Raw genomic sequence first — 22,824 nt, forward strand, 5'->3', positions numbered from 1 at the left:
GAACCAAACAGCCTTGCGACCGTCCCGTCCGCCCCAACCGCGCCTCAGCGCCGCCGGTGAGGGGTCTTCTACGGATAGGCGAGAAGAGTCGCAAGACCTAAATCAAAGAAAATACACCGCAAACGCAGAAAAATCGTAAGTAACTGATTTTAAATGTTAAAATGGCTCAGGCAGGCGAAAACGGGTAGATTTGACCTCCAGAATGCTGCGCTGCGCCACACAAAACAGCCCATTTCACCTAAGGCGCTAACGGAAAATCGCAACAGTGAGTGCCCTTACTGGGCCGCAGCCTCGGCACCCGCGCGATGACGGCACGGGCCCCACACTGCGGCCGCAAACAGGATCAGACCCGAAACCGTCGCCACCATGCCTGCGGCGCTCACGGAATCCCGTGCGCCAAGCCAGATCGGGCCATAGCCCGCCAGGACATATCCAATGTTGGCCGACAGCACAGCGAAGAAGACAGACCACATGACCTGACGCTCAAGACGGTTGGTCATCAGACGGGCTGCCGCTGGCGGGCAGATGAACATCGCAATCACGATGATCGAGCCGACCGCATCAAAAGCCGCTACCGCAGCCATCGCAGCCACAACCACCAAGCCAAGCCCCAGCCATCCGGTCCGGACCCCAAGCACCTGTGCATAACCGGGATCGAAGGTCGCGATCCGCAGGGGACGCCAGAAGAGGCCAATGAAGGCAACAACAACTGCCAAGGTCACAGCCAAACGCCCCAGTTCGGGGGGCAGATAGGCCAACGCCTCGGGGTCAAACAGCGATCCCCACCCTGTCGCGTCCAGCCAGATGAGGGATTCAAGATTGCCCATCATCGCGTGTTCAACATCAAGATGGACGCCAGAGGTATCAGAGCGTTCAAGCAGCAGCACACCACCCGCGAACATAGAGGTAAAGACGACACCCATTGCCGCGCCGGGCTCAATGCCACCGATCCTCTTGATCAGCTCGATCAAGGCGACGGCGATCAGGGCAGCGATGCCCGCCCCCAGCATCATGGCCCACGCGCCGATGCTGCCCGTCAGGACAAAGGCCAAGACGATCCCCGGCAGGACCACATGGCTGATGGCATCCCCTACCAACGCCTGACGGCGCAGCAGCAGAAAGTTCCCCGGCAAGGCGCAGGCCACGGCGGCCAGCGTGCCAATCACCATAGGGGGCAGCGACAGAGGGACGAACTCAGCGCCAATCATAGGGTGGCCTCGCGCGGGCCGCCGATCTGGCGGTCGATCTCTGCCAGTTGGTCTTGGGTCAGCACCCGTTCAATCGGGCCGAGGCCGTCATATTGGGTCAGCGCCACCTCATATTCCGAGCGGTGACGGATGTGCTGCCAGCGTGCCTCGTCCAGCACGGCGCGGGCGGCAGCGGCGCGGCCTTTGTCAGTCAGCACGCCATCAGGACGGATCAAGTTGTTGCGCTTAAGAATGCGCAGGGTCAGGGGCTCGAACACCGGCTGTCCATTGGCCAATGCCAGAATGCCCTGCCGCAAATGCACCGCATCGCGGAATTTCATATGGGACAGCATCGCCGCCAGCACGCCCCGACGGGGCGACAGCAGGATCGAGATCACAAACAGGCCCGCAGCAACCAGCACAATCAGCGCACCAGTGGGCAAACCGGGATAGGCGGCGGACAGAGCCGCGCCCAGATACCCCGAAATCGCCCCAAAGACAGAGGCCAGCAACACCACGCGATGGCTTTGCTCGGACCAGAAGCGGGCAGTCACGGGCGGGATGATCAGCAGGGCGACGATCAGGATCAGGCCCACGACCTTCAGGCCGATCACCGTCACCGCCATCACCAGCGCCATCGCCGCCAGATCCATATGGCGGACGTTGATACCAAGCGAGGTCGCGAATTCCTCATCAAAGGCCACTAACGTCAGGGGTCGCCGCAGAATCAACAACGCCAATAGCGCCAGACCGCCGCCGATGGCGATCAAAAGGGCCTCGGACTGAAGCATCCCAGCGGTCGCGCCAAGCAAAAAGCCCTCAAGCCCTGCTTGCCCCGTGGCGGACATGGACTGGATGACCGTCAACAGCACAACACCTGCGCCGAAGAACACCGAAAGGACCGCGCCGATGGCGGCGTCCTCGGACAAGCGCGTGCGGTTGGTCAGCCATTGCACACACAATAGCCCCGCCAACGCCGACAGGGCCGAGCCCGCCAGCAGCACCGGCAGGCTGCGTCCGTCAAATCCCAGCAGAGAGGCGGCGATAAAGGCCAGCGCAACACCGGGCAGGGTGGCATGGCTGATCGCATCACTGACCAGCGCCCGTTTGCGCAGGGTCAGAAAGGTGCCGCAACCGCCCGCAGCCCCACCAAGCAAGGCCGCGCCAATAGTGACAAGTGTTGCGTTATAGCCAAGGCCAAGCCCGAGTGCCTGCCACAACATGGCTTAGACTCCGCCCGCGACCGCGCCCAGATGGCTGGTTCCCAGACGCCCGCCGTAGGCGGTTTGCAGGTTCTCTTCGGTAAAGGCCTGCGCGAGAGGGCCTTCGGCAACGCGGTGGGTGTTAATGATAAAGACACGGTCGAAATACTCGGACACCGTGCTCAGGTCATGGTGAACGGCGATCACCGTCTTGCCCCGTGCCTGAAGGTCTTTGAGAACGGTGATGATCGCCCGCTCGGTCGCCGCATCAACGCCCGCGAATGGCTCGTCCAGCAGATACAGATCTGCGTCCTGCGCCAAGGCGCGGGCTAGAAACACCCGTTGCTGCTGGCCGCCGGACAACTGACCAATCTGGCGGTCGGCAAAAGCCTCCATCCCCACGCGGCGCAAACAGTCTTCGGCAGCGGCACGGTGGCGGGCAGTTGTCCGCCCCAGAAGACCCACCTGACGGTACATGCCCATCAGCACCACATCGATGACACGGGTTGGGAAGTCCCAATCCACGCTGGCACGCTGGGGCACATAGGCCACCTTGCGGCGCACCTCATTCAAGGGTTTGCCAAACAGGGCCACCTGCCCCGACAGGGGGCGGATCACCCCGAGGATGGCCTTCAACGTGGTGGACTTACCCGCGCCGTTCGGACCGATGATCGCCATCATCGCCCCTTTCGGCACCGACATATCCACCGAGAACACCACCGGCTTGCCCCCGTAAGACACCGTCAGCCCGCGCACGGTCAGTGCGTCATCGCTGGTGTCAGGCAGCACACGGCGCCCTTCTTTACTGATCAGAGACAACATGCTCATGCGTTCGAGCCTTCCTGTTGCAATTTTCCGCGATATCCGCGGTCCGGCGCAGAGCCACCCAAAGCGCGTGCGATCTGCGTCACATTATAATCGATCATGCCCAGATAGGTTCCTTCATAGGTCCCCGCAGGCCCCATAGCGTCGGAAAACAGCTGTCCGCCGATGCGAACCTCATGTCCGCGGGCCGCAGCGCCTTCGATCAAGGCACGAACGTTCCGTTCCGAGACCGAGCTTTCGATGAACACCGCGCCCACTTGTCGCTGAACCAGCACATCAACCAACTGGCCGATGCGGTTCAAGCCAGCCTCGGATTCGGTCGAGATGCCCTGAACCCCCAGCACCTCATAGCCGAACGCCCGCCCGAAATAGCGGAACGCGTCGTGGGCCGAGACCAGAACCCGCGCCTCTTGCGGCACGGTCGACAGAACATCGTCGGCGTAGGCGCGCAGGGCAGTCAGTTCAGTGACATAATCCTCTGCCCTCTGCTGCAAGGCCTGCGCATGTTCGGGAACCAGATCACCCATCGTGCGGCCGATCTCTCGGGCCACATAGGTCCACAGGCTTGGGTCCATCCAGACATGGGGGTCAAAACGGTTCTGGTAATCCTCATGGGCCAGACGCAGCGCCACCGGCACGGCCTCGGCCACGGGGGTTACGGCCCGCTTGCGATCCAGCGCGGCAAAGAACTCTTCCATCTGGGCTTCCAGATAAAGGCCATGCCACAGGGTCAGATCGGCGCGAACCATATCCACAATATCGCTGCGGGTTTGGCGGTAGGAGTGGGGATCAATACCCGATCCCATCATGCCCGCCACCTGCACCAGATCACCGCCAATCACCTTGGCCGTGTCCGCGATCATCCCCGTCGTCGCCACCACTTGCAGAGACGCCTGCGCCCGCAGCGGTGTTCCCGCTACGGCAAATGCGCTGGCTGCGCCAAGAAACTGGCGGCGGTTGATCATCGGTCCTCCGGTGCTCGTTGCATTAGATATGAGAACGGCTCGCAACTAAGTCAACTAAATGCGAATAATTCGCATTAACATTTTTGAGATTTGACAGTTGCACGCCTAAAAGACAGACAGACCCCAAGAAAACTGACCCCAAATCCAAGGCAGACCATGCCCCAAGACGCCCTGAGCCACCTGTCGCTGCCCGCCAACGCCCCCCGCCGCGAGTCGCGGCTAAAGCCGAAGTACCAGCTTCAGGGCTACGCCGAGGGCTTTGACGATGACACGCTATGGTATGATGCGATCTGGCGGGATGGCCGCGTGCATCTGGTCTGCCCCAAGCTGAACAACCTGAAGGCCCATGTGCAAAAGGGGCAGTTCGCACTGGACGGGACGCCGGTGAAAATCGCCCGCCTGTGTCAGTATTATCGTCACGACATTATTGAGCTGAAGGCTAGCACCGCGCCTAAGCAGGTCTCGCTATCTGCCTTCGGCACGACGGTCAGTTCAGAGGTCAACGCCGCCGCGCCCCAGATGTTCGCGGGTCTGAACACCGCTCTGTGCCTGAGCAAAGACAATGATCTGCGCTGGATCGTGGACTTTGCCCGGTATCACCAGACCATGCACGGGCTTGAGGCGCTGATCCTGATGGACAACGGGTCAGAGACCTACGGCCTTCAAGACATTCGCGATGCCTTGTCGCTGACGGACCTGAAACAAGTGCTGGTGCTGTCAGTGCCGTGGAAATACGGCCCGCGCGGCAAGGCCCCCTTTGCCCGCACAGAGAAGTACCTGCAAACGGCCCTGTTCAACGTCCTGCGCCTGCGCTGGCTGGGGCAAGCCCGCGCCGTTCTAAGCTGTGACATTGACGAGTTGATCTACACCCCCGGCACCACGGTTTTCGATCTGGCGCAGCAGAGCATGGGCAAATACGTCCGCTTGCCCGGCACGTGGCGCTACCCCGACCCCGATGCGTCCGAGCCTGCCCTGCACCAGTCCCACACCTACCGCGCTACAGACGGCAAACGCTGCCCGACCAAATGGTGCATCGTGCCATCGGGGCCTTTGGGCGGATTTCAATGGGACACACACCTGCTGGAAAAGCTGCCGCTGCCGTCGCTTTTCACTTCAAAGAGGGGCGAGTTCTGGCACTGTCACGCGATCTCGACCGGTTGGAAAGCGGGCCGCTGGAACAAGGAAGAGAAGAACAAGCTGCCCGATCCAGAGGCCGCAGCTGTGCTGGCCGAGGTCTTTGGCCCACCCGCCTGACCCCATACGCAACGTCACATCTGATCCATGACAGGGCCCACACGGCGGATATACCTGTAATTTCTCTTGGAAATTACCCGCCCTTGCCCCCATTCTGCCCGTGAGGAACGGGTCAGCGCCGCGCTTGCTCCTGCTGAATGTGCGTGGCATTTTGACCAAAAAGTCAACTTTCCAGAAAAGGGTGCCTTTGTGACATCCACTTATGATTTGGCCGCTGACGCCAGCTTTGCCCGCAATCCAGGGGTTCCCCTGGATGTGGAATGGGTGGGCGCGGCCCGCGCCAACACCCCCGCGATCGAGCGCCGCTGCGCCACGCTGCCCGGACGGCGCAGCGTGAAAAAGGACTATCAGGCCGCATGGCTGTGCCGTGCGATCAGCTGTATCGACCTGACCACATTGTCCGGCGATGACACAGCGGGCCGCGTGGCCCGCCTGACCGCCAAAGCCCGCCAGCCCGTCCGCGCCGACATTCTGGAAGCGCTTGGGATGACCGGCCTGACCGTGGGCGCAGTCTGCGTTTACCATGACATGATCGCTCCGGCAGTTCAGGGGCTGAAGGGCACTGCGATCCCCGTTGCCGCGGTCTCGACCGGTTTTCCCGCGGGCCTGTCGCCCCTGCATCTACGCATCGCCGAGATCGAGGAATCCGTCAAAGCCGGCGCCCATGAGATCGACATCGTCATCTCGCGCCGCCATGTGCTGACCGGCAACTGGCAGGCGCTCTATGATGAGATGCGCGCCTTCCGCGATGCTTGCGGTCACGCCCATGTCAAAGCGATCCTTGCAACGGGCGAACTTGGCCCGCTGTCCAACGTCGCCAAGGCCAGCCTTGTGTGCATGATGGCCGGTGCGGATTTCATCAAGACCTCGACCGGGAAAGAGCCTGTGAACGCCACGCTTCCCGTCACCTTGGTCATGCTGCGGGCGATCCGCGACTATTATGCCAAGACCGGCCATGTGGTGGGCTACAAACCCGCAGGTGGCATCAGCAAGGCGAAAGACGCGATCAACTATCTGGCTCTGATCAAGGAAGAGCTTGGCGATCGTTGGCTGCGCCCCGACCTCTTCCGCTTTGGCGCCTCGTCCCTCTTGGGCGACATTGAGCGCCAGTTGGATCATCGCATCACCGGTGCATACAGCGCCGCCCACCGTCACCCGATGGGGTAAACCATGTCCGTCAAAGAGATCTTCGAGACCATGAGCTATGGCCCCGCCCCCGAATCCGCTGCTGAAGCGCTGGCATGGCTGGAAAGCCGTGGCAACGCCTTTGGTCATTTCATCGATGGCGCTTTCACCAAGCCCGGCAAGGCCAGCTTTGAAACCAGCAACCCTGCCACTGGCGCAACTCTGGCAACGCTGACCCAAGCCAGCCAGAAAGATGTGGACACCGCTGTCAAAGCCGCCCGCATTGCGCAGCCCAAATGGGCCGCCTTGGGTGGCGCAGGCCGCGCCCGCCACATGTACGCCCTAGCCCGCGCCCTGCAAAAACATGGCCGGATGCTGGCGGTGCTTGAGACGCTGGACAACGGTAAACCCATCCGCGAATCCCGCGATATCGATATCCCGCTGGTCCAGCGCCACTTTTACCACCACGCGGGCTATGCCCAATTGATGGAGAAAGAGATTGAAGGCCGCGTACCCTTGGGCGTCTGCGGTCAGGTGATCCCGTGGAACTTCCCCCTACTGATGCTGGCGTGGAAGGTCGCGCCTGCGCTGGCGATGGGCAACACCGTGGTTCTGAAACCGGCGGAATACACCAGCCTGACCGCGCTGTATTTCGCAGAGATTTGCGCGCAGATCAGACTGCCCGAAGGGGTGGTGAACATCGTCACCGGCGATGGCGCAGTGGGCGAAATGGTGGTGAACGCCAAGGTCGACAAGGTGGCCTTCACCGGCAGCACCGCCGTAGGCCGCCGCATCCGCGAAGCGACCGCAGGTTCGGGCAAGGCCCTGACGCTAGAGCTTGGCGGCAAGTCCCCCTACATCGTCTTTGAAGACGCCGATCTGGACAGCGCCGTCGAAGGCTTGGTCGATGCGATCTGGTTCAACCAAGGCCAAGTCTGCTGCGCAGGTAGCCGCCTTTTGGTGCAGGAAGGCATCGCCGAGGATTTCTACAGCCGCCTGAAAGCCCGCATGAACCAACTGCGCGTGGGCGATCCCTTGGACAAATGCATCGACGTGGGTGCCATCGTGGACCCCGTGCAGGTCGAAACCATCACCAAATTGGTGGACAGTTGCACGACCGGAGACATCTTTCGCGCCGATATCCCGATGCCCGCATCGGGCTGCTATTACCCGCCAACACTGATCACCGGCCTCTCGCCCGCTGATACGTTGATGCAAGAGGAGATCTTTGGCCCCGTTCTGGCGGCCACGACTTTCCGCTTGCCTTCGGAAGCAGCGCAGATCGCCAACAACACCCGCTATGGTCTGGCCGCAACCGTCTGGACCGAGAACATCAACCGCGCCCTGAACCTTGCCCCCCAGCTTGAGGCGGGCGTGGTCTGGATCAACGGCACCAACATGTTCGACGCGGCTGCCGGTTTCGGTGGCGTGCGGGAAAGCGGCTTTGGCCGAGAAGGCGGATGGGAGGGCCTTGCTGCCTACACCAAGTCCGACCGCGATCCCCAGCCCCTGAAGCCCGTGACCGCTAAGACCGGTGAGGGGAAACCCGCAGACGCGATCGACCGGACCGCCAAGCTCTATATCGGCGGCAAGCAAGCGCGCCCTGATGGCGGCTATTCGGCGCCTGTCTGGCAGGCCGACGGCGCAATGGCGGGCATGGTCAGCCTGGCCAACCGCAAAGACCTGCGCAACGCCGTCGAGGCCGCCCACGCTGCAAAAGGCTGGAGCAAATCCACCGGCCACCTGCGAGCCCAGATCCTTTACTATATGGCCGAAAACCTCTCGGCTCGCGCCTTCGAGTTCGCCGAGCGGATTGACGCCATCACCGGCAAAGGCGGCGGCACCGCCGAGGTCAAAGGTGCCATCGACCGCCTGTTCACCTATGCGGCATGGGCCGACAAATACGATGGCCGCGTCCATGGGGTGCCGATCAAAGGCGTCGCCATGGCGATGAACGAACCCGTTGGCGTTGTCGGTGCTTTCTGCCCCGATGAGACGCCGCTGCTGGGTCTGATCTCTGTGATGGCGCCGCTGATGGCGATGGGGAACACCTGCGTTCTGGTCGCATCCGAGGCGATGCCCCTGTCGGCCACCGATTTCATTCAGGTGCTGGAAACCTCTGACGTGCCTTCAGGCGTGGTAAACCTTCTGACCGGGTCGCACACTGAACTTGCAAAACCCATGGCACAGCATATGGATGTGGCCTCTGTCTGGTCTTTCAGCAGCAGCGATATTTCGGCGCAAATCGAGACCGCCTCTTCGACCAACCTCAAACGCACATGGGTCAACAACGGCCTCTCGCGCGATTGGAACGGGACTGAAGGCGAAGGAGCCGAGTTCCTGCGTGAAGCGACCCGCGTCAAGAACATCTGGGTGCCTTACGGCGAATAAAGCAAAGCCGCCGCTCTTCTGCGAAGAGCGGCGGCCAAAAAAGAATTTTCTGCGAAAATTCTTCACCAACGGCGAATGTGATCTTCGCAGAAGATCATCAGGATAAAATCCTTCGTCGAAGGATTTTACTCGCCCAGTTTGGCGTGAACCTCATCAAGATCAATCTCGCCGATCGGCATTTTGTTCCCCGGATTTTCGAAGTCGTATTTGAACAGATCGAAGTCCTTGTGGAAGATCTCGTAGACCAGATGCATGGACAGATCGTCGAAGTAATCTTCAACAGGATGGGCACGTTTGGGGCCGTGGCCTTCGGATTCATTGAAACGCGGGATGTTGGCCAGATCGACGCTGTGCGGCGTTTCAATCGCGTCCAGCACCTGCTGCATGCCGTCGTTGAACTGCTCGGTCCAGAAAATCTTATCGTAATGCCCGCCGTTCACAATGAAGGTGCTGACGTGACCGGACATGGCTGACCAGTGGATGTCAGGCTCCATCGGACGCCGCCAACGGATGGTGTCACGAGCGAATAGCAAAAAGCGGCGGAAGGACTGGATCTGGTCAAACTCCTGCTTGCCGTCTTCGCCGCCGACTTCGATCCCGTATTTCTGGATCAAAAGCGGCACCAGATTGCCGCGATAGCGGCGACCGTTGCGCTGTATGCCGCAGATCTTGTCGAAGAATGACGACAGGATGCGCGTGTAGGGGTTGCGCACGCAGGTGAAGGCGTAGCTCTTGTGGGCCTTCACATTCGCCTCGATCAACGGCTGGCTAACGTCCTGGGACCACTTGTGCAGACCACTGGTCGAGTCGTGGATGTCTCCATCGAAGAAACGACCATGGTCCGAATAAAACATGATCTGACCGATGGTCGAGCACGCACACTTGGGTACGACACGATAGACCACGCTTTCGCTTTCGGTCATCCAGGTTCCGGGAAAGCCCATGCAAATCTCCTACGCAAACCGCTCTTCACTCAATTTAGCTATAGAAAGCAAAGATTGACGGTTTATTCAATTCTGCTTCTCTTCTAACTAAGGATAGAACCTTAGATTTTTGGATAGTCGGATACATGTCGCGCATCGCCTTCATCCTTTTATGCCACAAGGACCCCGAAGCGATCATCGCACAGGCACAACGCCTTACGGCTGTGGGCGACTACATGGCGATCCACTTTGACGCGAGAGCGAAGCCCGAGCATTACGCGGCCATCCGAGAAGCCTTGGCCGACAATCCGAACGTCGCTTTCGCCAAAAAGCGGATCAAATGCGGCTGGGGTGAATGGAGCCTCGTCGAGGCATCGCTCTATGCAGTTGAGGCGGCGTTGGACGCCTTTCCTCGTGCAACCCATTTTTACATGTTGTCGGGCGATTGCATGTCGGTGAAATCCGCTGAATACGCCCATGACTATCTGGACCGGAACGACGCTGACTTTATTGAAAGTTTCGATTTCTTCGAGAGCGACTGGATCAAAACCGGCATCAAGGAAGAGCGTCTGATCTACCGCCATTGGTTCAATGAGCGAAACAATAAGTGGTTGTTCTACAAGTCCCTTGAAGTGCAGCAGCGCCTTGGTCTGACCCGCCCCATTCCCCATGATATACAGGTGATGATCGGGTCCCAGTGGTGGTGTCTGCGCCGCCAGACCATTGAGGCAATCGTGGCCTTCACCAAGGCCCGCAAGGACGTGATGAAGTTCTTCCGGACCTCTTGGATTCCCGATGAGACCTTCTTTCAGACCCTTGTCCGGCACTTGGTCCCCGAAGTGGAAATCCGCACCCGCACGCTGACGTTCCTGATGTTCTCGGACTACGGGATGCCAGTGAATTTCTATAACGACCACTATGATATGCTGCTCAGTCAGGACTTCCTGTTTGCCCGCAAGATCAGCCCCGAAGCGAAGGAACTGCGGGCCCGTTTGGGCGACCTGTGGGCCAGCGAAGGGGTCGAGTTCAAGATCTCGGGCGAAGGGCGGAACCTCTATCGGTTCCTAGCGGGCCGTGGCCGGATCGGGCGCCGTTTCGCCCCCCGCTTCTGGGAGGCGGAAAGCACGCTTGGCCGTCACCGCGCGCTGCTGGTGCTGGTCTGCAAGAAGTGGCACGTGGCCAAACGGGTGACGGAACAGATTCGCAACCACACCGACATTCCCGGTCCCGACTACATTTTTGACGAAGAAGGCGGCGATCTTCCCGATCTGGGCGGCATCGAAAGCTCAAAAAACAAGCGCGCACGGCATCGTCGCGCCTTGGTGCGGATGCTGTTCGACTACTATGATTCGGACAAAATGATGATGTGCATGGACCCCAGTAATCTGGACCTGCTGCTGGACTTTGTCTCGGACCGCTCATCTACCCGCATTCTGGAGATCGATTGCGAGTTCACCGACGAATACCTAATCGGTCACGCGAAACGCACAGGGCTAGCAGGGGATCACACCACGCAAGAGCAGCTGGAACGACTGGTGCCCACCCTGCGCAACGACCTGCACTTTGAGGTGGACCGCATCCGCGATGAATCTCTGGATCACTACTACACCATCAAGGAGACCGCCTCGACTGAGGAAAACGGCAACGCGCTTCTACAATTCCTTGAGGTGGACATCGACACGGCGCTAGAGATAGCCGAAACCGAACACCTGTTTGCTGATTGAGGCCCGTCATGAGCTATACCTACGACGACCAGAACATTTTCGCGAAAATCCTGCGCGGCGAGATTCCCAACAAAACCGTGCTTGAGACCGAGCATGCGCTGGCCTTTCACGACATCGCGCCCCAAGCGCCAATCCATGTGCTGGTGATCCCCAAGGGCCCCTATGTCTGCTATGACCACTTTGCTCAGGATGCCTCGGACGCCGAAATCATCGGCTTTACCCGCGCTGTGGGCGAAGTGTGCAAGATGATGGGCGTGGAAGAGAACGGCTTTCGTCTGATCGCCAACGCGGGCGAGAATGGCGTGCAAGAGGTGCCCCACCTGCATGTGCATATTCTGGGCGGTCGCAATCTGGGCCGGATGTTGTCCCGCGCGGACTAAGCGCGCTGGATTTACCGGCTGTTTACCGATCAATTTCAGGCTCTTTGCCAGCTGGCAGAGGGCCTTTTTCATGGATATCGCACGGACACTTGATGCACTGGACGGCCCTCAGGCCAAGGCGCTGCTGGATCAATTTCTGACGGCCTACTGCGCCCCCGCCTTCGGCACCCTGCCGAAACGAGAGGTCGATCTGCTGGTGTACGGGATGTTGCAAGACTGCGGCGCACTGGGGGCCGCGCCATCGCTATATGATCTGATGACCGACCTGCGGATCAGCCGGACCCGCGCACGGGCATTGCTGTTTGATCTGCAAATCCGGCAGGTCGAAAGCCACGCGCGCCTGCAAGAGCAGGTCAAAACCGTGATGCTGAACGACAGCTATTTCCGCGATCACAACTGGTTCGTCCTAGAAGTCGAAAACCCTCTGGTCCAAGCCCACCTGCGCGAAATTTGCCGCCGCGCCCATGTGGTGACCGACGCCAGCTTTAGCGCCAGTATCGTGCGGCTGCCGGTCTCTGGTCTGGCCCATGTTCTGGCCGCCATGTTGTCCGAGGACCAACAAGACGCGGTAAAGCGCGGCCTCTACCGGACAGGCAAGCTGCGGGACAAATCCCTGCCGGGTCTGTTGCGGTCAGCCCTTGGGGATCTGGCCCGCAAATTCGTGGGCAAAGCCGCCGGAGAGCTGACCGACGGCGCGGTTGGCGTGATCGGAGACTTCTTGCAGCCCCTCTTTGACGGGGATGAAGAGGCCGTCGTCGATCTATGGTCGCAGATCTATCCGGCCTAGCCCGTCTTAACCCCGCGCGTGGGCGCGGCCCGTGTTGGTCAACTCAAGGAACACGTCCTCAAGGTCTGCCTCTTCGGTCTTTACGTCGCGAATCGTGATTCCCGCCTCACGTACCGCGCCAAGGACACGATCCGCCGTGGTCGTGTTACTGCGATAGCGGATCACCAAGGCACCGTCGTCGCGGCGCGAGACATCCAGCCCCTCGCCCTGCGGCATCGTGGTCACGTCGTGATCGGGGACAATGACCATCGCTTTGGCATCCAGACGCCCCAGCATATTCGCGGTGGTATCCTGCGCGATCTTTTCGCCTTGGTTGATGATGGCGATCTGGTCGCACATCTCTTCGGCTTCTTCCAGATAATGGGTGGTCAGAATGATGGTCTTGCCTTCTTCCTGATTCAAACGGCGGACATTGTCCCACAGCATCTGACGCAGGCCGATGTCCACACCGGCGGTGGGCTCGTCCAGCACTAGAATATGGGGGTTATGAACCAGCGCCTTTCCCAGCAGCAACCGGCGGCGCATCCCGCCCGAGAGGGTCCGCGCATAGGCGTGGGCCTTATCCGCAAGTCCCAGCATTTCAAGCAGTTCATCGCTGCGGCGCTGCGCACGGGGCACGCCATAAAGACCGGCCTGCACCTCTAGCGCGGCGCGGGGCGTGAAGAACGGGTCAAGGTTCAGTTCCTGCGGCATTACCCCGATCGAGGCGCGGCTCTGGCGCGGGTTTACGTCCTGATCCCAGCCCCAGATTTTCACGCTGCCTTCGGTCTTCACCACCAGACCGGCCAAAATGTTGATCAACGTGGACTTACCCGCACCGTTCGGCCCAAGCAAACCGAAGACAGATCCACGGGGAATTGACAGATCGATACCCTTCAGCGCCTCTTTCGGGGCGGCTTTGCCAGACCCTGCGTAGGTTTTCTTCAGACCTTTGATCTCGATTGCGTCGCTCACAAGTCTTGCCCCTTGCCAATGTGTGGATAGTATCGCACCTAACGTGCAAACCGCGCTCCGACAACTGTGAGGACAGAAATGACCACCAAAGCACCCGAAACCAAGATCGTTGACAGCTACCGCGTTGCCTGTGACGGGGGCGAGGGCGCGCTTGGGCACCCCCGCGTCTACCTGCAAATCGACGAAGTCAAAGGCTACGTAGAATGCGGCTACTGCGACGCAAAGTACATCCACAAGGATTTCGCGGACAAAGCCGCCGACTGATCCCCAGCGATCCATCTGATATTTTTGCAAGACCCGCAGGCCATCGCCCGCGGGTCTTTCTATATGGGCGGAAGATTGCCGTGCCACAAAATCGGCACATTTGCTTTGTGGAAAAGGCCCAAAATAACCCTTAGGTTGTAGAATGTTATCATTTTAGGGTTTTGCATAAATGTTGCAGCAGATCGGTACGGGCATCTGGATGACCGCAGGACGGGAAGTGTCCGTCGCGGGATTTCGCTATCCAACACGGATGGCCGTCATTCAGCTGGAAAGCGGCGCGGTGTTTATCTGGTCGCCTGTGGCCCTGACCCCGGAGCTAAAAAATGCCGTTGATCGCATTGGCCCCGTGACCCATATCGCCGCTCCGAACCACCTGCATCACCTGTGGATCAAGGACTGGCAGACCGCCTACCCCTTTGCCATTCTGCATGCCGCCCCGCGTTTGCAAAAGAAACGCCGCGATCTGGAAGTGCACAAAGAACTGAACGAGACTCCCGATTCCGCGTGGGCGGAAGAGATTGATCAGGCCTTGATGAAGGGCAATCTGATCACGACAGAGGTTGTGTTCTTTCACAAACCCAGCGGCACGGTCTTGTTCACCGATCTGATTCAGAGCTTTCCGAAGGGCTGGTTTCACGGCTGGCGCGGAATTGTCGCCGATCTGGATCGGCTGACCGCCAATAGCCCGACAGTCCCGCGCAAGTTCCGCATGGCCTTCGTGAACCGCAGCGCAGCCCGTCACGGTCTGCGCAAGATCAAGGCTTGGCCCACTCAGAATTTGCTAATGGCACACGGTCCACTGGTGGCCAGAGACGCAAAAAGCGCGGTCTCCCGCGCCTTTAGCTGGCTTTAAACTAGGTTTCAGGCCTTGCCGCGCCACCACCGGCGCAAACGGTGGGTGATGCTGTCGTAATGGTCGTCGATCGCTTCCATCCGGTCTTCCACATCGTCGAAGACAGGATCGATGCGGCGGGCTTTGAACCGGCGCCAACGGGTGCGCGCCGCCAGAAACAGGACAGCCAGCACCACCAGCACGATGATCGAAGTCCAAGGGATGATCCGCACATCCGGCCCCTCGACCACCTTCAGGCTCAAGGCGTTGGGATAGGTGCTTAGCAGCTCGCTGCGCCAGCCGTAGTGGCGGATCGCGACCCAGGTGGGGTTCGCTTCATTGGATTTCGAGATCAGATCGCTGGCCCGCGCCTGCAGGTTCGCCGTGTCGAACTTGAAATAGGGCGGCCAGCCCCAGCCCGTATCCTCGTTCCGGTAGATCGAGGGTTTCCCCCCTTCTTCGAACGTCTGGATAAAGAACACGTCGCGCGATTGGCTCAGGGCCTGCTGTTCGGTTTCAGGGCTGGCCCAGAAATAGGCGCTGATGCCCGAAAAGTCCTGTCGCTTTTCATAAGTGTCCGTGATCCGCACAATGTCGGTCTGCGGCAAGGTGTAATGAAGAAAGGCTGCAATCACGCCCCAAAACAGAATGATAAACGTCCAACGCACATAGGCCATAACAAAGAGCCCCCAAATAGCTTTGGCGCCAACCTGCAAGCTGCTGGCGCCAAAGTCCAGTGCCTTAGCCCACCACGTTGGTCTCGGGGCCGTAGGGATAGCCGGTGATGTTTTCTGCGCCATCTTCGGTGATGATCAGGATGTCATGCTCGCGGTAGCCGCCAGCACCGGGCTGGCCTTCGGGAATGGTCAGCATGGGCTCCATACTGATGACCATGCCGGGCTCCAGAACCGTGTCGATATCCTCGCGCAACTCCAGCCCCGCTTCGCGGCCGTAATAGTGCGACAGCACCCCGAATGAGTGGCCGTAGCCAAAGGTCCGGTACTGCAGCAGATCCCGCTCGGCGAAGAATTCGTTGATCGCCAAAGTGACCTCGGCACAGCTATTGCCGGGCTTGAGCAAGCTCATCCCGTATTCATGGGCACCCACGTTGGCCTCCCAGATTTTCAGGCTGGCAGGATCCACCTCTTCGACGAACAGCGTGCGTTCGAGCGCGGTGTAATAGCCCGAGATCATCGGGAAGGTGTTCAACGACAGGATGTCCCCGCGCTGCAAGACCCGTCCCGTTACAGGATTATGCGCCCCGTCGGTGTTGATCCCCGATTGGAACCAGACCCACGTGTCGCGGTATTCCGCATCGGGAAAGCGCTTGGCGATCTCAAGCTCCATCGCATCACGGCCCGCCATAGCCACGTCGATCTCGCGCACTCCGGCTTTGATGGCCTCGCGGATGGCATAGCCGCCCACATCGGCAACCTGCGCCCCGTGCCGGATCAAGGCGATCTCGGCCGCCGATTTGTGCATCCGCTGACGCATCACGCGGGCGGCGATCGGCACAGTGCCCGAGGGCGCAAGGAATCCCTTCAGCTTCTCCATCTGGACAAGCGTCATGTGATCCTCTTCGAACCCCACACGGGCACCTTCACCGGTGACACTGCGGATCGCCCGCCAATAGTTGTCACGGGCCCAGTCGGTATAGGTGATGTTATCCCCGTGACAGCGCCGCCACGGCTGCGCCGCATCAATGCCTGCGCTAATCGTGACGCTTTGATCCTTGGTCACCACCAACCCATAAGGGCGACCGAACGAGCAGTAGAGAAAGCCCGAGTAATAGGCGATCGAGTGCATCGACGTGAACACAGCCACATCAACACCCTCTTGTTCCATGATCAGGCGCAGGCCTGCCAGACGAGTATCATATTCTTCAGGTGCAAACGGCAGAACCTTGTCACCCTGATGAAAGCGGTAAAATTCGGGACGGTCCAATTCAGACCTCCTTTTTGGCAAAGAAGGTCCCGGCGTACAGGACGGACTGGCGCTGTTTGAGGGGGCGACGCCATCGCCCCGCGCTGCGCCAAGCATTGTGCCAGAGCGCGCGCCAAATCAAGCAGCATTTCGATTGCCCGAAAGGATATCCCGCGCCAAGGTAAACCCATGAAACCAGGTGCCAGAAATCTTATCACCGATGTGGCAGGCCTACGGGTCGGGAACGCTTCGGATGACCACATCAAAACCGGCGTGACCGTGCTGGTGGGCGATACGCCGTTCACCGCAGGCGTCCACATCATGGGCGGCGCCCCCGGTACGCGGGAAACCGATCTTCTCGCCCCTGACAAAACGGTCGAGCAAGTGGACGCGCTGGTCCTCTCCGGCGGCTCGGCCTTCGGTCTGGATGCGGCCTCGGGCGTGACCCAAGGGCTGCGCGATATAGGGCGGGGCTTTGCCGTCGGGCCACACCGCATCCCCATCGTGCCAGCGGCTATTCTTTTTGACCTGCTGAACGGCGGCGACAAAAACTGGCCAACAAACCCTTATGCGCCGCTCGGCCAAGCGGCCCTTGCCACAGCAAACCAAAACTTTGATCTGGGCACGACAGGCGCAGGCACAGGGGCCACAACGGCAACCTTGAAAGGCGGCCTTGGTTCGGCCTCCTGCGTTCTGCCATCGGGCCATACGGTCGGCGCGCTGGTCGCCGTGAATGCGCTCGGCACAGCCACTATGCCCACTGGGCACTTCTGGGCCGCCCCCTTTGAACAAGGGGCCGAATTCGGCGGCAAAGGCATCGGCACACCGCCCAAGGACCTGCACCCGACGAAACTCTCCAGCAACAACACCACCATCGCCATTGTGGCCACCGACGCGGCGCTCACCCAAGCCCAATGTACCCGCATGGCAACCGCCGCCCATGACGGCATGGCCCGCGCCCTCATCCCTAGTCACACCCCCATGGACGGAGACCTGATCTTCGCCGCTGCCACAGGCACAAAGCCCCTCTCAAACCCGATCGAGGATACCCTCTGGATCGGCCACGCCGCAGCCACCTGCCTTGCCCGCGCCATCGCGCGAGGCGTCTATCACGCATACGCCGCGCCCAACGATCCCTATCCGACGTGGCGCACAGCTTTCGGCAGCCACTGAAACTTCCTTATTGCCCAAATACTCAATCGCGACAAAAGCCAGCGAAACGCACATCAGGCTTCTTCTTGACCCAAATACTCACCGTCACCAGCGCCTGCCTCACAGGCTATCCTCAACGCGAAAGCCCTGCGGGATGCCATCAGCGCCCTCCAGTACCAGATCAGCCATGACCCGCGCCACCTCTGGCCCCATGCCGAAACCGATCTTGAAGCCTCCATTCGCCACGAAATGACCGGCCCGCCCGGGCCAGGCCCCCAACATCGGCGCGCGGCTGCGGGCGCGAGGGCGGACGCCAGCCCAACGCAGGATCACCTCGGCCCCAGCCAGTTCAGGCAGCGCAGCCCGTGCACGGGCAATCACGTCCTCCAACTGGCCATCGACAGAATCGGGCGCATCAAACTCCCGCTCGCTGGTCGAGCCAACGGCAATGGTTCCATCTGCATGAGGCACAATATGCAGGCTGTCCGCATAAAGCTGCGGCAGGTCCCGCCGATCCAGCGCGAACAGCGCCGCCTGCCCTTTCACCCCATTGCCAACGCTGCGCCCGCCCAATTGCTCGGACAGTTCCAACAAACCGCGCCAGCCGGTGGCGTGAACCACAGCGCCCTCTAACGCCCCCTCGGCAACGACCTCGCCACCGCAGGCCGTGATGGCGGCAACCAAAGCGGCACAAGCCTGACGGGGATGCATACGGGCGCTCAGCGTGTCGTGGATCAGGTATCCTGTTGCCGACACCGGCGCCCACTCCCCCGCCTCTTCCGCCGCAATGACCCGCCATTGCGCCGCATCGCCCCATAACTCGGCAGCCGAGACCTCACGCGCCCGCGCCAACTCCAGCGCCCGCGCATCGGCGATGGGTTGCAATCGTCCCGTCCGCCCATAGCCCGCCGACTTGCCCCCTGCGGCCTCCACTTCCGCCCAAAACCCTTCAGCCCGCAGCAAACTACGTAGCTGAAAGGCCTTTTTCGGGTTCCAGTTTTCCGGCGTATGAGGTGCCAAAGCCCCGACAATCCCGCCCGAACTACCCGCGCCCGGCCCGAAAGGATCAATCACGCGCACGCGGGCTCCACGCTGGCAACAGGCCCAAGCCGTTGCCAATCCGAAGATTCCTGCCCCTAAAACGGTCACGTCTACCATTGCCAAACCTCCGATCAGCCGCCAGTGTCGCGCGTTAAGATCCCAACTAAAGGAAGTTGCCATGGGGAACCAGCACGGGGCGGACCTCGAATGGCGAGACGAACGAATTCCGGTCTCACGCAGGTTCGATGATCCATATTTCAGTCTGGACAGCGGCATGCATGAAACCGCCCATGTTTTTCTGGCAGGCAATCGCCTGCCGGAACGGTTTCGCCCCGACTTCCAGATCGCAGAGCTCGGGTTTGGCACCGGCCTGAACCTGCTGATGGCTCTGAAATGCTGGCGCGAAAGCGGCCAGACCGGCTCACTGCGCTTTACCACCTTTGAAGCCTTCCCCATGTCGCGCCCAGAGATGCTGCGCGCCTTGGCCGCCTTTCCGGAACTGGAAACGCTGGTGAGTGAACTTGACCCACATCTGGGACAAACACGCTTTTCCCTGCCGGATCTGGAATTCCGGATGCATCGGGGCGACGCCCGCGAGACTCTGCCCCTCTGGCAAGGCCGCGCGGATGCTTGGTTTCTGGACGGGTTCTCGCCTGCCAAGAACCCTGAATTGTGGGAAGCGGACCTCATGACCGAGGTCGGACGCCACACCTCCGCAAATGGCACCGCCGCCACCTATACCGCCGCAGGCTTTGTGCGGCGCAATCTGGAACAGGCAGGTTTCACCGTTGAACGCGTCCCCGGCTATGGTCGAAAAAGACATATGACCATCGCATTCAAAGGCGCAGCCGGATGACCCAGCAAAATAACCAACTCGGGATCATGCTCATGATCCTGACGACCTTCATCTTTGCGATGCAGGACGGTCTCTCGCGCCATCTGGCGGGCAACTACAGCGTCTTCATGGTGGTGATGATCCGCTATTGGTTCTTCGCGGCCTTTGTCATCGCGATTGCAGTGCGCAAAGCTGGCGGCGTAAGGGCTGCGGCGGCGACACAACACCCCTTCCTGCAAAGCTTTCGCGGGCTGCTGCTGGCCTTTGAAATCTGCGTCATGGTTACGGGCTTCGTCCTTCTGGGACTGGTCGAGAGTCACGCCGTCTTCGTCGCCTACCCCCTGCTGGTCGCTGCCCTCTCAGGCCCCATTCTGGGCGAGACGGTCGGCTGGCGCCGCTGGCTGGCCATCGGAACAGGCTTTGTGGGCGTGCTGATCATCCTAAAACCGGGGATGGGAGTGTTCTCGCCATACGCGCTTATCCCGCTACTGGCCTCGTTGATGTTCGCTCTCTACGGGCTTCTAACCCGCTACGTGGCCCGCTTTGACAGTTCGGCCACCAGCTTTTTCTGGACCGGCGTCACCGGCGCTGTTGCCATGACAGCCATCGGTGTGTGGTTCTGGGAACCCATGAGCCTGCCTGACTGGGGCTGGATGATCGCTCTGTGCTTCACCGGCGCGGCGGGACATTACACCCTGATCAAAGTCTACGAGGTCGCCGAAGCCTCGGCCGTGCAACCATTTGCCTACCTACAACTGGTTTTCGCCTCTCTGGTCGGCATCTTTGTCTTTGGCGAAAGTATCGAGGCTAACGTAGCCATCGGCGCCGCCATCGTCTTGGCCGCAGGCTTGTTCACCTTCTGGCGCGCGCATCTTGCGCAAAAACGGGCTTCTTTATTGTAAAAATACTCAATTCCACCGGTACCCACTGTGGGTCGGTTGAACATGAGTATTTGAGCAATAAGGAAGCGCTCTTTGCGCTCTACTTTGCGATCTCTTGCGAGAACGGCACTGGCAATGGTGCTTGCCCCAGACGGGCGCGGTAGATGGGCAGACTTTCGGTCACGCGCATCACATAGTTGCGGGTTTCGCGGAAGGGGATCATCTCGACCCAGTCTACGATGTCCCCTGCACCCCGACGGGGGTCGCCGAACTGTTCAATCCAGCGTTCGGGGCGGCTGGGACCGGCGTTATATCCGGCGGACATCATGATCGGGTTGCCTTGAAAATCCTCTTTCAGCTTGGCCAGATACGCGCTGCCCAAACGGGCATTGTAGATCGGGTCCCGCGTCAGAGCACCAAGATTGAAGGGCAAGGAGGTCTTTTTTGCCATCGCTTCGGCTGTGGCTGGCATCAGTTGCATCAGGCCCCTTGCACCGACGGGGCTAACTACGGACGGGTCAAATTCGCTTTCGCGGCGGGCGATTGCCAATGCGAACTCGGGTTCGATCGGAAGACCCAGTTTGGCAATCGGGTGCAGCGCATAATATGCGCGAGGCACTACCATACCGCGGCTGGCTGCGTCCTTGCCAACCATAACCGCCAGATGGGGTTCATTCATTTCGATCATCGCATCGCCCAAGGCGACGACTTCGGCTTCGGGCAGGGTTTCGGCCATCTGACGGATGAAGCGCTCGGCCAGAACCCGTTCATCTGCGGCGATCAGCAGAACTGCCGCGTGAAACAGGGTCGAGCGGACAAAGCCCGCGTGACGCCAATCCGTTGCTGGGGTGCCCCCCGCCAGCGAGATATCGAAGGGCAGGCCTGCCTTTTCGGCGGCCAGCAGGCCGTAGAAACTGGTCTGGTATAACCCGCCCGCCTCATAGGCCATCCGTGCAGCTTGGGCGTCGCCCAATGCCTCATAGGCGCGGCCGATCCAGTAGCCGGCCCTCCCCTTGGAGATGGGGCTTTCAACCTCGGCATTCAGGTTCTTGAAATGCTCTAACGCCCGTGCGGGATCGTTCAACTGGCGCAGAGCGATGTAGCCGGATAGCCATTCCAGATCGGCCCAGTCAGAGCCTGCCGTCAGCCCGTGGGTCGAGGCAATGCGGTAGGCCATGGCGGGGCTACCTTCGCGCATTTCGCGGCGGGTCAGGATACGGCGCCAGTTGGCCCAGTTCTCGGGGCGGCCAAGAAAATCAGCCGAGGCGCTGCGCTCAAGCAACAGATCGCGGGCCGAATCAGTGTAGCCCTTGTCGATCCGCCACTGATAGCGGTCATGGGCCAAACCTGCGTTGCCTTGCAGGGCGCTTGGGACCGCGTTGATCAAATCGTTCACATCGCCTGTGTCCGATTGCAGCGCGATCCGGGCAGCGGCCAAAGCCCGCCAGCCTTCGGACACATGCACCAGCATCCGGCCCGCGTCACTGCGCGCGCCTTCCCATAGCAACATGTCCAGACGCGCCTCATGCAGGTCCTTCAGTTGCACGGCGTAGCGGGCCTCATAGGCCGCTTGAAGGTCCGCCTCCATCGACATGCTGCGCCATGCGGTGCGGATCACATCATGGGCGGCTGCGCTATTGCCCGCTGCCTCATAGGCGCGGGCCAAGGCGAACGCCCCCCACGCGGTTTGCGGTGCGCCACTTTGGAAAAACCGGTTGGTTTGATCCGGCGAGGCATTCTCAGCAAAGGCTTTTTCCGATTGCTTGCGCAGATAGGCGATACCGGGCCAATCGCTGTGACGGTCCAGAAATGCCAGAACTTCGGCGGGCGAGCCCTCGCCCGCGCGCAAGCGATGCCACTCCACCAGATCGCGGGCGATCTCCCCGTTGCGTGCAGCCAGCCGGAACGCCGCCGCCCAATCTTTGGCTTCGGCGGCATCAATCGCGCTGGACAGCGCGTGCGGGGGGCGCATGCTTTGGGCGGCGGACAGCGGCCCGCTATGCATGCCAATGGCGGCGCAAACGACTGCTGCGCCGAGAAAGCGTTGGATCGGTAAGGTCATTCTGCTCTGCCTTTTTACAGCAACACAGTAACAGTGCCGCGCATCTGTGCAATTCACAAACTTGGCAATCCTGCATCCCGCTGGTATTGGGCGCTTCGATACTTAAGGGCAGCAAAC

The 22,824-nt window shown here is 60.5% G+C and carries 21 protein-coding genes; 11 read left to right on the top strand and 10 right to left on the bottom strand.

Annotation, left to right across the window (positions count from 1 at the left end):
* Positions 1-275: 275 nt before the first annotated feature.
* The 4 genes from CLV74_RS15495 to CLV74_RS15510 are packed head-to-tail and all read right to left on the bottom strand — an operon-like array spanning position 276 to position 4,179.
* Positions 276-1,208, bottom strand: a complete 933-nt coding sequence (locus CLV74_RS15495) for a metal ABC transporter permease (RefSeq protein ID WP_106266540.1) — start codon at positions 1,206-1,208, stop codon at positions 276-278.
* Positions 1,205-2,410 (bottom strand): metal ABC transporter permease, encoded by a 1,206-nt coding sequence (locus CLV74_RS15500; protein WP_106266542.1) that lies wholly within the window; start codon positions 2,408-2,410, stop codon positions 1,205-1,207. Before CLV74_RS15500 ends, CLV74_RS15495 begins: the two co-directional genes overlap by 4 nt.
* A 3-nt stretch (positions 2,411-2,413) precedes the next feature.
* Positions 2,414-3,211, bottom strand: coding sequence for a metal ABC transporter ATP-binding protein (locus tag CLV74_RS15505; RefSeq protein WP_211299064.1), 798 nt, complete (start codon positions 3,209-3,211; stop codon positions 2,414-2,416).
* A gap of 2 nt (positions 3,212-3,213) precedes the next feature.
* Positions 3,214-4,179 carry a metal ABC transporter solute-binding protein, Zn/Mn family gene (locus CLV74_RS15510; protein ID WP_106266546.1) on the bottom strand — a complete coding sequence of 322 codons (966 nt, stop codon included), beginning with the start codon at positions 4,177-4,179 and terminating at the stop codon, positions 3,214-3,216.
* A 156-nt stretch (positions 4,180-4,335) separates the two neighbouring features.
* On the opposite strand from CLV74_RS15510, the gene CLV74_RS15515 reads away from it, so the two are divergent.
* The 3 genes from CLV74_RS15515 (at position 4,336) to CLV74_RS15525 (ending at position 8,949) form a co-directional block, all read left to right on the top strand.
* Positions 4,336-5,433, top strand: a complete 1,098-nt coding sequence (locus tag CLV74_RS15515) for a hypothetical protein (protein WP_106266548.1) — start codon at positions 4,336-4,338, stop codon at positions 5,431-5,433.
* Between the two features lie 189 nt (positions 5,434-5,622).
* Complete coding sequence (gene deoC / locus CLV74_RS15520; protein WP_106266824.1) at positions 5,623-6,600, top strand: deoxyribose-phosphate aldolase; 978 nt, start codon at positions 5,623-5,625, stop codon at positions 6,598-6,600.
* A gap of 3 nt (positions 6,601-6,603) precedes the next feature.
* On the top strand, positions 6,604-8,949 hold the full coding sequence (locus tag CLV74_RS15525) for an aldehyde dehydrogenase family protein (protein ID WP_106266550.1): 2,346 nt from the start codon (positions 6,604-6,606) through the stop codon (positions 8,947-8,949).
* Between the two features lie 125 nt (positions 8,950-9,074).
* Here the strand turns inward: CLV74_RS15525 and CLV74_RS15530 are convergent, their stop codons facing one another.
* Positions 9,075-9,893 (bottom strand): sulfotransferase family protein, encoded by an 819-nt coding sequence (locus CLV74_RS15530; RefSeq protein ID WP_106266552.1) that lies wholly within the window; start codon positions 9,891-9,893, stop codon positions 9,075-9,077.
* A gap of 125 nt (positions 9,894-10,018) precedes the next feature.
* Between CLV74_RS15530 and CLV74_RS15535 the strand changes: the two genes are divergently transcribed.
* From CLV74_RS15535 to CLV74_RS15545, 3 genes are all read left to right on the top strand, one after another.
* Positions 10,019-11,596 carry a DUF5928 domain-containing protein gene (locus CLV74_RS15535; protein ID WP_106266554.1) on the top strand — a complete coding sequence of 526 codons (1,578 nt, stop codon included), beginning with the start codon at positions 10,019-10,021 and terminating at the stop codon, positions 11,594-11,596.
* An 8-nt stretch (positions 11,597-11,604) separates the two neighbouring features.
* Entirely contained in the window at positions 11,605-11,976 is a 372-nt protein-coding gene (locus CLV74_RS15540) for a histidine triad nucleotide-binding protein (protein WP_106266556.1), read from the top strand.
* Positions 11,977-12,046: 70 nt separating this feature from the next.
* Positions 12,047-12,763, top strand: a complete 717-nt coding sequence (locus CLV74_RS15545) for a hypothetical protein (protein ID WP_106266558.1) — start codon at positions 12,047-12,049, stop codon at positions 12,761-12,763.
* Positions 12,764-12,769: 6 nt separating this feature from the next.
* Here CLV74_RS15545 and CLV74_RS15550 read toward each other — a convergent pair whose 3' ends face one another.
* On the bottom strand, positions 12,770-13,717 hold the full coding sequence (locus CLV74_RS15550) for an ABC transporter ATP-binding protein (RefSeq protein WP_245888568.1): 948 nt from the start codon (positions 13,715-13,717) through the stop codon (positions 12,770-12,772).
* A 78-nt stretch (positions 13,718-13,795) separates the two neighbouring features.
* Here CLV74_RS15550 and CLV74_RS15555 point away from each other — a divergent pair, with 78 nt between their 5' ends.
* Together CLV74_RS15555 and CLV74_RS15560 are read left to right on the top strand one after the other, a co-directional pair.
* Positions 13,796-13,981, top strand: a complete 186-nt coding sequence (locus CLV74_RS15555; protein ID WP_106266828.1) for a zinc-finger domain-containing protein — start codon at positions 13,796-13,798, stop codon at positions 13,979-13,981.
* Between the two features lie 169 nt (positions 13,982-14,150).
* Positions 14,151-14,834: a DUF4336 domain-containing protein gene (locus tag CLV74_RS15560; RefSeq protein WP_106266560.1), complete on the top strand. Its 684-nt coding sequence runs from the start codon at positions 14,151-14,153 to the stop codon at positions 14,832-14,834.
* An 8-nt stretch (positions 14,835-14,842) separates the two neighbouring features.
* Here CLV74_RS15560 and CLV74_RS15565 read toward each other — a convergent pair whose 3' ends face one another.
* Both CLV74_RS15565 and CLV74_RS15570 read right to left on the bottom strand, forming a co-directional pair.
* Positions 14,843-15,490, bottom strand: coding sequence for a DUF1523 family protein (locus tag CLV74_RS15565; RefSeq protein ID WP_106266562.1), 648 nt, complete (start codon positions 15,488-15,490; stop codon positions 14,843-14,845).
* 64 nt (positions 15,491-15,554) lie between these two features.
* Positions 15,555-16,757 (bottom strand): M24 family metallopeptidase, encoded by a 1,203-nt coding sequence (locus tag CLV74_RS15570; protein ID WP_106266564.1) that lies wholly within the window; start codon positions 16,755-16,757, stop codon positions 15,555-15,557.
* A gap of 168 nt (positions 16,758-16,925) precedes the next feature.
* Between CLV74_RS15570 and CLV74_RS15575 the strand changes: the two genes are divergently transcribed.
* Complete coding sequence (locus CLV74_RS15575) at positions 16,926-17,909, top strand: P1 family peptidase (protein ID WP_106266566.1); 984 nt, start codon at positions 16,926-16,928, stop codon at positions 17,907-17,909.
* Positions 17,910-18,008: 99 nt separating this feature from the next.
* Here CLV74_RS15575 and CLV74_RS15580 read toward each other — a convergent pair whose 3' ends face one another.
* Positions 18,009-19,052 (bottom strand): NAD(P)/FAD-dependent oxidoreductase, encoded by a 1,044-nt coding sequence (locus tag CLV74_RS15580; RefSeq protein ID WP_106266568.1) that lies wholly within the window; start codon positions 19,050-19,052, stop codon positions 18,009-18,011.
* A gap of 55 nt (positions 19,053-19,107) precedes the next feature.
* On the opposite strand from CLV74_RS15580, the gene mnmC2 reads away from it, so the two are divergent.
* Positions 19,108-19,785, top strand: a complete 678-nt coding sequence (mnmC2, locus tag CLV74_RS15585; RefSeq protein WP_106266570.1) for a tRNA (5-methylaminomethyl-2-thiouridine)(34)-methyltransferase MnmC2 — start codon at positions 19,108-19,110, stop codon at positions 19,783-19,785.
* Positions 19,782-20,666 (top strand): DMT family transporter, encoded by an 885-nt coding sequence (locus CLV74_RS15590; RefSeq protein WP_106266572.1) that lies wholly within the window; start codon positions 19,782-19,784, stop codon positions 20,664-20,666. The genes mnmC2 and CLV74_RS15590 overlap by 4 nt, the downstream gene beginning before the upstream one ends.
* 79 nt (positions 20,667-20,745) lie before the next feature.
* Here CLV74_RS15590 and CLV74_RS15595 read toward each other — a convergent pair whose 3' ends face one another.
* On the bottom strand, positions 20,746-22,707 hold the full coding sequence (locus tag CLV74_RS15595) for a lytic transglycosylase domain-containing protein (protein ID WP_106266574.1): 1,962 nt from the start codon (positions 22,705-22,707) through the stop codon (positions 20,746-20,748).
* Between the last annotated feature and the right edge of the window lie 117 nt (positions 22,708-22,824).

The sequence above is a fragment of the Donghicola tyrosinivorans genome (genome assembly GCF_003003355.1).
GTDB classification, from domain to species: Bacteria; Pseudomonadota; Alphaproteobacteria; order Rhodobacterales; family Rhodobacteraceae; genus Donghicola; species Donghicola tyrosinivorans.